The sequence below is a fragment of the Delftia sp. ZNC0008 genome, from assembly GCF_000799035.1.
Lineage (GTDB): Bacteria > Pseudomonadota > Gammaproteobacteria > Burkholderiales > Burkholderiaceae_C > Comamonas > Comamonas tsuruhatensis.
Genome location: NZ_JTKZ01000858.1, coordinates 1 through 9846, shown reverse-complemented (window position 1 = coordinate 9846; position 9846 = coordinate 1). Strand labels below are relative to the sequence as shown.

6 protein-coding genes are annotated in these 9846 nt (G+C 68.7%); 2 read left to right on the top strand and 4 right to left on the bottom strand.

The features are described from left to right. Nucleotides 1–1734 (bottom strand): chromosome segregation SMC family protein (locus tag L995_RS27550; RefSeq protein WP_047474544.1); only part of this gene is annotated, 1734 nt, incomplete at its 3' end. A gap of 133 nt (nucleotides 1735–1867) precedes the next feature. Next, entirely contained in the window at nucleotides 1868–5149 is a 3282-nt protein-coding gene (locus L995_RS27545) for a bifunctional diguanylate cyclase/phosphodiesterase (protein WP_047474542.1), read from the bottom strand. A gap of 581 nt (nucleotides 5150–5730) precedes the next feature. Between L995_RS27545 and prpF the strand changes: the two genes are divergently transcribed. Further along, nucleotides 5731–6942, top strand: a complete 1212-nt coding sequence (prpF, locus tag L995_RS27540) for a 2-methylaconitate cis-trans isomerase PrpF (RefSeq protein WP_047474540.1) — start codon at nucleotides 5731–5733, stop codon at nucleotides 6940–6942. Nucleotides 6943–6976: 34 nt separating this feature from the next. On the opposite strand, the gene L995_RS27535 is transcribed toward prpF, so the two are convergent. Next, nucleotides 6977–7909, bottom strand: a complete 933-nt coding sequence (locus L995_RS27535) for a pyridoxal-phosphate dependent enzyme (protein ID WP_047474539.1) — start codon at nucleotides 7907–7909, stop codon at nucleotides 6977–6979. 67 nt (nucleotides 7910–7976) lie between these two features. Between L995_RS27535 and L995_RS27530 the strand changes: the two genes are divergently transcribed. Further along, nucleotides 7977–8897 (top strand): LysR family transcriptional regulator, encoded by a 921-nt coding sequence (locus tag L995_RS27530; protein ID WP_047474537.1) that lies wholly within the window; start codon nucleotides 7977–7979, stop codon nucleotides 8895–8897. Here the strand turns inward: L995_RS27530 and L995_RS27525 are convergent. Beyond that, a partial coding sequence (locus tag L995_RS27525) for a sigma-54 interaction domain-containing protein (protein ID WP_047474535.1) occupies nucleotides 8898–9846 on the bottom strand: 949 nt, incomplete at its 5' end.

Sequence of the window (9846 nt, the reverse complement as noted above, 5' to 3'; positions counted from 1 at the left end):
CGGGCTGAAGAAGGCCAGGCGCGCGGGGGGCGCATCGTGCCCGCCTGCGCCCAGGAAGCCGCGCACCATGTCGAGCCGGCCCACTTCCAGCGCGCCCAGGCGTTCGCGCAGCGCGGCCTCCAGCGCGTTTTCCCAGCCGGGCTCGATGGCAATGCGGCTCCACAGGCCCTGCATGCCGTCCAGGCCGTGCTTGGCCAGCCAGGGCTGGAGCTTGCCGTCGGTCTTGACCTTTTCCTGCAGGGCCTTGAGGGCTTCCAGCCGCGCCGACAGGTCGGCATGGCGCGCGGCCTCGGCATTGACGGCCTGCTGGCGCGTGCGGCGGTCCTCGTCGAGCTGGGGCACGGAGTCCTGCAGCTCGTTGAGCACGGCATCGGCCATTTCGGCCAGTTCGCGCGCCTCTTCCAGCTGGGACTGCAGATTGTTCAGGCGGGCCTCGTCGGGTGTCTCCAGCGCATTGCGGTCGGCGCGCAGTCGCTCGAAGCGGGTCTCGAACTGGCGGCGCTGCTCGTCCAGGCTGCGCTGCTCGGCGGCCAGCACCTGGATCTGCTGCTGCACCTGCACCACGCTGGCGCGCTGGTCGGCATCGGCCTTCTGGGCATTGCGCAGCGCCTCTTCCAGGTCGGGCAGGCGCATGCTCTGCTCCTCGACCTGGGCGGCCAGCATCTCGGCCTGTTCCTCGGCGTCCATGCCGGCGCCGTCGAGATTTTCGATTTCGGCTTCGGCCTCCTCGCGGCGGCTGTTCCACAGCAGCACCTGCTCGGACAGCTGCTGCAGCCGCTGCTGCACGCGCTGGCGGCCTTCGAGCACGTAGCGGATCTCGGCCTCCAGCTTGCCGACCTCGGCCGTGGATTCGTAGAGCTTGGCCTGGGCCTGGTTGACCTGGTCGCTGGCGTCGTAGTGGGCCTGGCGCAGGGTTTCGAGTCCGCTTTCGTTGTTGCGGATGTCGGCCATGCGCTCTTCCAGCTCGTTGACGGCCTTCAGGCCCTCCACGCGCACGCGGTCCTGCTCGGCCTCGGCCTCGGCGCGCTTGAGAAACCACAGCTGCTGCTGCTTGAGCGTGACCTGGGACTGCAGCGCGTTGTACTGCGCCGCCACCTCGGCCTGCTTCTCCAGCCGGTCGAGGTTGTTGTTGAGCTCGCGCAGGATGTCCTCCACGCGCGTGAGGTTCTCGGTGGTGGCCGAGAGCCGGTTCTCGGTCTCGCGCCGGCGCTCCTTGTACTTGGACACGCCTGCGGCCTCTTCCAGGAACAGGCGCAGTTCCTCGGGGCGCGACTCGATGATGCGGCTGATCGTGCCCTGGCCGATGATGGCGTAGGCGCGCGGGCCCAGGCCCGTGCCCAGGAACACGTCCTGCACATCGCGGCGGCGCACGGCCTGGTTGTTGATGAAGTAGCTGCTGTTGCCCTCGCGCGTGAGCACGCGCTTGACGGCGATTTCGCCGAACTGGCCCCACTGGCCGCCCGCGCGGTGGTCACTGTTGTCGAACACCAGCTCCACGCTGGAGCGGCTGGCCGGCTTGCGGTGCGTGGTGCCGTTGAAGATCACGTCCTGCATGGACTCGCCGCGCAACTCGCTGGCCTTGCTCTCGCCCAGCACCCAGCGCACCGCATCCATGATGTTGGACTTGCCGCAGCCGTTGGGGCCCACCACGCCCACCAGTTGCCCCGGCAGCATGAAGTTGGTGGGCTCGGCGAAGGACTTGAAGCCGGACAGCTTGATGGAATTCAGGCGCACGATGCAGGCAGATGGCGGTCCGCGGCGAACGGACGAATGAGGACGTGGGGGAACAACAGGGAAGCTCGGAATGATACCGCGCGCCACCCCTGCTCAAGAATGGAAAGCGGCCCGCGCGGGGCCGCTCCGAATGTCAAGAATGGTTTGAAGGGACCTCTGGCCCCGTGCTGGCGTCGGTGCATTCCACCACTACGGGCCGGTGTTGCGCCGGATGGGTCAGGCATGCGGGGCTCAAGGCCGGGGGGCGCTGCGCGGGGGCGGCCTCGCGCACCAGGGCCTCGAAGCTGCGCACGGGCACGGGCGGGCTGAGCAGGTAGCCCTGCCAGACGTGGCAGCTCTGGTCTTCGAGGAATTGGCGCTGCGCCTCGGTTTCCACGCCTTCGGCGATGACCTGCAGTCCCAGGCTGGTGCCCAGGGCGACGATGGTGCGCGCAATGGCCGCGTCGTTGGGGTCGCTGAGCACGTCGCGCACGAAGCTGCGGTCGATCTTGAGCTGGTCCAGCGGCAGGCGCTTGAGATAGGCCAGCGAGGAATAGCCTGTGCCGAAGTCATCCAGCGAGAAGCCGACACCGTGGGCCTTGAGCGTGGCCATCTTGGCGGCCGTGTCGTCCACGTCGGCCAGCAGCAGGCTTTCGGTCAGCTCCAGCTTGAGCAGGCGCGGGTTGGCGCCGTGCTCCTTGAGCGCCTGCAGCACCTGCTCCACGAAGCGCGCCTGGTGGAACTGGCGCGGGCTGACGTTGACGGCCAGCACCATACAGGCCATTTCGGGGTCCGCCGCCCATTGCGCCAGCTGCCTGCAGGCCTCGCCCAGCACCCATTCGCCCAGTTGCTGGATCAGGCCGGTCTCCTCGGCCAGCGAGACGAAGAGCGAGGGCGGCACCAGCCCTTCGCGCGGGTGGTTCCAGCGCAGCAGGCCTTCGGCGCCCACGATGCGTCCGTGCGCCATCTGCGGCTGGTAGTACAGGACGAACTGGCTGCGCACCAGGCCCTCGCGCATTTCCTGCTCCATGGCCGTGCGCGAGCGCAGCACGGCCTGCAACTGCGGATCGAAGAATTGCAGCGTGTTGCGCCCCATGCCCTTGGCCTGGTACATGGCCATTTCGGCGCGGCGCAGCACCTCGTCGGCGCTCAGTTCCTGCTCGCCGAACAGGCTGGCGCCAATGCTCATCGTGATGTGGCAGGACTGGCCTGCCAACTGCAGCGGCTGCTGCAGCAGCGAACGCATGCGCTGGACCTCGCCTTCCAGTTGCGAGGCCGCATGCATGGAGTCCTTGCCCAGGTCCTCCAGCAGCACGACGAAGTCATCGCCGCTGTGGCGGGCCAGCGTGGCCTCGGGCCCCAGGGACTGCGCCAGGCGCTCGGCAATCATGCGCAGCAGCACATCGCCAAGCTCCAGCCCCAGGCTGTCGTTGAAGGCCTTGAAGTTGTCCACGTCCAGCAGCATGACGGCGCCGCAGCGCCCGCGCCGGCGGCTGGAGGCCAGCGCCTGCTGCAACCGGTCCACCAGCAGGCGGCGGTTGGGCAGGCCGGTGAGCGCGTCGTGGAAGGCCAGGCGGCGGATTTCCTCTTCGGCGGTCTTGCGCTGGCTCTGGTCCTGCAGGATCAGCAGGCAGCCTTCGTCCAGCAGCATGCCGCCTATCGATACGGAACGCGTGCGGCCATCGCTGCCCATGAGCTGGTATTCCTCGCAGTTGAGGGTGCCGCAGCTGTCGGACTCGCCGCTGTGCAGGCTCTGTGCCACGCGCGCCCTCGCCTGCGCGGCCTCGAAGCGGCGCTGCATGCGCAGGCGGCGGGCTTCATCGGGACACATGTTGCACCACCAGCCATCACCATCCATGCCGGCCGTGGCACCGTGGCCCGCCAGGCGCATGAATTCCTCGTTCCAGTAGGCGAAGCGGCCATCGTCCTGAAGCATGGCCAGGCCCAGAGGCAGGCGCTGGATGACCATGCGCAGATGGCGCGATCCATCGCGCTGCATCTGCTGCAGGTGGCGCCGCGCGCTGATGTCCTGCACCAGTGCCATCAGCCGCCGGGACGGGCCATGGCCCAGCGCGGAGATATGCAGCTCCACCCAGACCAGGGTGCCGTCGCGGCGCCGCAGCTGCCGCTCGATCTGCAGCGCCCCGCGCTGGCCCGCCGTCAGTTCCTGCAGCAGCACCCGGTCGCCCTCCAGGGTTTCGGCCGCCAACAGGGCCAGCAGGGGCCGCTGGCACAGCTGCTGCGCCTCATGGCCCGTAATGTCGCAGTACCTGCGGTTCACATGCAGGACGTTGCCGCTGGCCGCATCGACCTGCACCACGCCCACGGCAGCCTGCTCGAACAGGGCCTGAAAGCGGGCATCGCTCTCGCGCATGCTGCGGGAGGAGGCGCGCAGCTGGGCCCAGCTGGAAGGATGGCGCCGCCACCAGGCTGCCGCCAGCGACGCCAGCAGGGCCGACACGAGCATGCCCAGCGCGAAAAGAACCAGGGGCTGGACACGCTCGGTCCAGGACAGGGCCGTCCCCATGGGAATGAAGTTCAACCGCCACAGCCGGTCCTGGGCCTGCAGCGTCTGCTCCAGCACCACCTGGCCGGTGTCGCCCATTCCGGCCGCCTCCTGCCCGCGCTCCGGCCAGGCCGCGCCCAGGTACAGCGGCAGCGGCGATATGCCGGCCGGCGGCAGGGGCGAGGTCGGGCCTGCGTCATGCATGGCCAGCGCAAGCCGGCGCAGAAAGCCGCGTTCATGCAGGTCCTGCACCAGGTCGTGCACGCGCACGCTGACGTCGGCAGTCCCCAGAAACAGCGGCTGCGCGGCCTCCCCGTCCGGGGACTGGTGGTCCACAAGCGCAAAGACAGGCGCGCGCACCAGCACGGCGGTGGCATGCTCGCCGGGCTGCTTCAGCGCAAACGGTGCCGAGACCACGGCGGCCGCGCTGTCGCGGCTGCGCACCATGCTGGCCATGAGGCTGGGGCGGTCGTGCATGTCCAGGCCGGCAATGGACTCGTTGCCCTCCAGCGGCCAGAGATAGTCGATGAAGAAATAGTGGGGCCCGGGCCGGGCGGTGAAGGCCTGATCCTGGCCGGGCAGACCGCGCTGCGTTGCGGCCCGTGTAAAGGACAGCGCCTGCATGCCCGGCTGCGCCTGTATGCGCAGCGCCTGCGCCATGCGCGCGAAGGCCGATTGCCCCATCTCGGGAGAGGCGGCCAGCTGGTTGGCCACATGCTGGACCATGACCGCGTAGGCATCCAGGCGCATCTCCAGCGCCTGGCGGGCCGACTGGGCCTGCTGGGTATGGCGCTGCAGGTCGATACGCTCCAGCGCCCGCTGCTGCTGCAAGGCAAGCACAGCGCTCAGGCACATGCCCACCGCCATGACGGTTGCGGCTGGCCAGGCGGCCCGGATGGCTACAAGCGTGCGCTGGGCAAAAACTGACATGGAGCGGCTAAGGCGGAATAGGCGGTCACGGGAAATCGGTCCAGGAGCACGGAACCGCTCGTTGCCAGCCCCATGGCAGGTTCACCGGAAAGGGCAGTACAGGCCATGTGGAGCAGAGCGCGAGGATAAATGGATTTCGGCACGCGGCAGGCGAACAATGGATAAGACAAATCCTACAAACACCCTTCCTCTATCGTCTGCAAGCACACTTGCTGAAGGCTGGCCCGGGCAAACCCTAGAGAGCTCCGCAGGCCGGCGTGGGACTGGGGGACCGAACCGTTGCACGCTCCCTCATCCATGAAATCAAAAGCAGCAATTTTGAAACGACAGTGAAACGAATGTTGCGGCGGCAGCCAGCACCGCAGTGCACACGCCCTGTGCTGGCGCGCTGCAAGGCTTGCACGGGTTTTCCCTTGATGCGGATGGCATGGCGCTTGCAACAAACCTGGCCTACTGACATCGCCTGACACCGCAGGGGACACCGTCCATGGGCATCAACCGCCGCCAGAGGCTGCGCGCTCCGGCGATCGGCAGACCGCAAGAACAGACACAGATACGAACAACAGCACAGGAGGCCTGAGATGGGCGCGATCCCCGAAACCTTTCTTCCCCAGTTGCGCATCCCTGCCACCTACCTGCGCGGCGGCACCAGCAAGGGCGTGTTCTTTCGCCTGCAGGATCTGCCCGAGGCGGCCCGGCACCCCGGACCCGTGCGCGACGCCATCCTGTTGCGCGCCCTGGGCAGCCCCGACCCGTACGGCAAGCAGATCGACGGCATGGGCAATGCATCGTCCAGCACCAGCAAGGCCGTGATCCTGGCTCCCAGTACGCGGGAAGGCCATGACGTGGACTATCTGTTTGGCCAGGTCGCCATCGACCAGCCGTTTGTGGACTGGAGCGGCAACTGCGGCAACCTCTCGGCCGCCGTGGGGCCCTGCGCCATCCACATGGGACTGATAGATCCCGCGCGCATTCCTCGCAACGGCACGGTCACCATCCGCATCTGGCAGGCCAACATCGCCAAGACCATCGTGGCCCATGTGCCCATCACGCAAGGCCAGGTCCAGGAGACCGGCTCCTTCGAGCTCGATGGCGTGACCTTCCCGGCCGCCGAAGTGGCGCTGGAGTTCCTGGATCCCGCCGATGAAGGAGACGATGGCGGAGCCATGTTCCCGACAGGCCACCTCGTGGACCGGCTGGACGTGCCCGGCGTGGGCAGTCTGGCGGCCACGCTGATCAACGCGGGCATTCCGACCATCTTCCTGAACGCCCAGGACCTGGGCTACACGGGCTGCGAGCTGCAGGACGCCATCAACACGGACGACGAGGCCCTGGCCCGCTTCGAGGCCATACGCGCCCACGGCGCGCTGCAGATGGGGCTGATCAAGGACCTGGCCGAGGCCGCCAGACGGCAGCACACGCCAAAGATCGCCTTTGTGGCGCCACCGGCCGCCTACACGGCATCCAGCGGCAAGCGCATTGAATCGGGTGACGTGGACCTGCTGGTGCGCGCCCTGTCCATGGGCCAACTGCACCACGCCATGATGGGCACGGCTGCCGTGGCCATCGGCACCGCAGCGGCCGTGCCGGGCACGCTGGTGAATCTGGCGGCAGGCGGCGGCGAGCGCAGCGCCGTGCGCTTTGGCCACCCCTCCGGAACGCTGCGCGTGGGCGCCGAGGCCCGTTTGGTGAACGGCCAGTGGCAGGTGACCAAGGCCCTGATGAGCCGCAGCGCACGTATCCTGATGGAAGGCTGGATCAGGGTCCCCGGCGAGGTGTTGAACGCCGCATGAATGCGCGGGCCGGGACTTCAGGCCGCAGCCGTGCTCACGCCTCGGCTGCCAGCGCCGCCCCACGCCACGCCTGGAGCTGCTCCAGCGTGTTCGTCGTGCCGCCGCAGGCCACCACCAGCACGCGCTGGAAGCCTTGCAACGCAGGAGCGCGCCCGTAGGCCAGGGCCAGCGCGGCGCCACAGGCCGGCTCCACATGCAGGCGATGGTCGTCAATGAAGCGCAGGCAGGCCTGCAGCGCCTGCGCATCCGTCACCACGGCGCTGCGCACGGGGTGCACCTGCGCCAGATCGAAGGCCCTCTGGCAGACCTGGCGCGCGCCCAGCGAAGTAGCCACGCTGGTGATGCGGTCCAGCAGTACGCGGCGGCCCTGGGCCAGGGACTGCGCCAGGGAATCGGCGCCGGCCGTCTCCGCCGCGATCACGGGCACATCGGTCCAGCCATGGCGCTCCAGGCCCTGCACCACGCCGGCCAGCAGGCCGCCGCCGCCCACGGCCAGCACCACGGCGTCGGGCTTGAAGCAGGCTGCGGCCAGTTCGTCGACGAGGGTGGAATGCCCGGCCCACAGCAGCGGATCGTCAAACGGGTGGACAAAGGCATCGTCGGCACCCAGCAGGGACTGGGCCAGCGCATTGGCCTCGTCCCAGACGGAGCCATGCACGATCAGCTCGGCGCCCTGGGCGCGGATCAATGCCCGTGCATGCTCGGTCGTGGTCTGGGGAACGACCACGGTGACGGGCATCGACAGCTGCCGTCCCGCATAGGCCACGGCAATGCCGGCATTGCCGCCCGACGAGGCCACAAAGCGCTTCTTGCCCTGGCCCGCCAGGGTCTCGCAGGCATGGCCTATGCCGCGCAGCTTGAATGATCCGCAAGGCTGCAGCGCGTCCAGCTTGAGCCAGATGTTCTGGCCGCTGGCCTGGCCCAGGGTATGGGATTCGATGAGGGGAGTGGAGGTGTGCAAAGGCATGGAGCGGCAGTGTAGAACCGGGCTGCCATCGCGATAATCCCCCGGTATTCCAAATATTCTTTGCGCCATGGGCACAAATCAAGCCCTGCATCTGTTCGGGGAAATGGCCATCTTCGTCAAGGTGGTGGACACGGGCAGCTTCTCCGAGGCCGCGCGCCAGCTGGGCAGCACGCCATCGGCCACCAGCCGGGGCGTGGCGCGGCTGGAAAAGGCGCTGGGCCTGCGCCTGCTGGAACGCACCACGCGCAAGCTGCGCCTGAGCGAGGCCGGCCGCGAAGTGCATGCGCGCTGCCTGGACATGGTGGGCGCCGCGCAGGCCGTCATGGCTGCATCCCTGCTTCAGGACGCGCAGCCGCGCGGCCTGGTGCGCATCAGCGTGCCCAAGGCCGTGGGCCATACCGTGGTCCATCCCCACATGCCCGACTTCCTGGCCCTGTATCCCGAGGTCGACGTGCAAATGCGGCTGGAAGACCGCTACATGGACCTGATCGATGACCCCGTGGACCTGGCCATACGCATCACCAACCACCCGCCGCCAGGGCTCATGGGCCGCCACCTGATGGACATCGACCATCTGCTGTGCGCCTCGCCCCAGTACCTGGCCCGGCACGGCACGCCCGTGCATCCGCTGGACCTCAAGGCCCACAGCTGCATCTACCTGGGAGAGGAGCCCGGCGACGCGCACTGGAAGCTGCGCGGCCACGGCAAGACCGTCACCGTGGCCGTGCGCGGGCGCTATGCGGCCAACCACACCGGTGTGCGGCTGGACGCCGTGCTGCAGCACATCGGCATCGCCAGCCTGCCCCGCTTCACGGCACGGCAGGCCCTGGCGGACGGGCGCATCGTGCAGGTGCTGCCGGACTGGAGCTTCCTGCCCAACTACAGCGGCCAGCTGTGGATTCTTCACCCGCCCACCAGACATCTGCCACTGAAGCTGCGCGTGCTGATGGATTTCCTGGCCGAGCGGCTGGGTGGCCATGCACCCTGATCAGTCCGGCGCCCTGAGCCTGCGCCACAGCGTGGCCCGGCTGATGCCCAGGATCTCGCAGGCGCGGCGCTGGTCGCCCTGTACCTGCTCCAGCACTTCGCGCATGCGCTGGCGCTCGGCATCGCGCCGGGCCTCGCGCAACTGCAGTTGCCGCTGCTGCGCTGGCAGGGCCTGAACGGTACCCTGCCCAGCCCCGTCGCATTCAGGAAACAGCTCCCGCAAGCGGCCCATGTCCACGCGGCCCGCGCTGTCGCGCAGGTCGTGGCGGCAGGCCAGCAGGCGTTCCACCCAGTTGTCCAGCTCTCGCGCATTGCCGGGCCAGCGGTGGCCGGATGCCAGCTCCAGCAAGGCCGCCAGCAAGGGCTCCAGCGATGGCCCTTCCGCCTGCAGCGACTGCGTGCGCAGGCGCCGCGCCAGCATGGCGCGGGCCAGGGCCTGGACATCGGCCGGGCCGCGTTCGTGCAGTCCGGGCATGGACAGGCGCAGCACGGCCAGGCGGTAGAACAGGTCACGCCGGAATTCACCGCGCTCGACCAGGGCCGCCAGATCGGCATGCGTGGCGGCGATGACGCGCAGGTCCACGGGCACGGGCGTGGTGGAGCCCACGCGCAGCACTTCGCGCTCCTGCAGCACGCGCAGCAGGCGGGACTGCAGGGCCAGCGGCATGTCGCCGATCTCGTCCAGGAACAAGGTGCCCGTATGGGCCGCCTCGATCAGCCCGGTCTTGCCGCCGCGCCGCGCGCCGGTGAAAGCGCCTTCGTCGTAGCCGAAGAGTTCGCTCTCCAGCAGGCTTTCCCCCAGGGCCGCGCAGTTCACCGCCAGGAAGGGCTGGGCCGCGCGCCGGCTGGCGCGGTGCATGCCCTGGGCCAGCAACTCCTTGCCCGTGCCGCTGTCGCCCTGGATGAGCACGGTGGCATCGCTGGCCGCGAACTGGCGCGCCAGGACGCGG

Coding starts and splice junctions, on each gene's coding strand:
- L995_RS27535 (WP_047474539.1), bottom strand. CDS start 7,909: ATGCCTTTGCACACCTCCACTCCCCTCATCGAATCCCATACCCTGGGC.
- prpF (WP_047474540.1), top strand. CDS start 5,731: ATGGGCGCGATCCCCGAAACCTTTCTTCCCCAGTTGCGCATCCCTGCC.
- L995_RS27530 (WP_047474537.1), top strand. CDS start 7,977: ATGGGCACAAATCAAGCCCTGCATCTGTTCGGGGAAATGGCCATCTTC.
- L995_RS27545 (WP_047474542.1), bottom strand. CDS start 5,149: ATGTCAGTTTTTGCCCAGCGCACGCTTGTAGCCATCCGGGCCGCCTGG.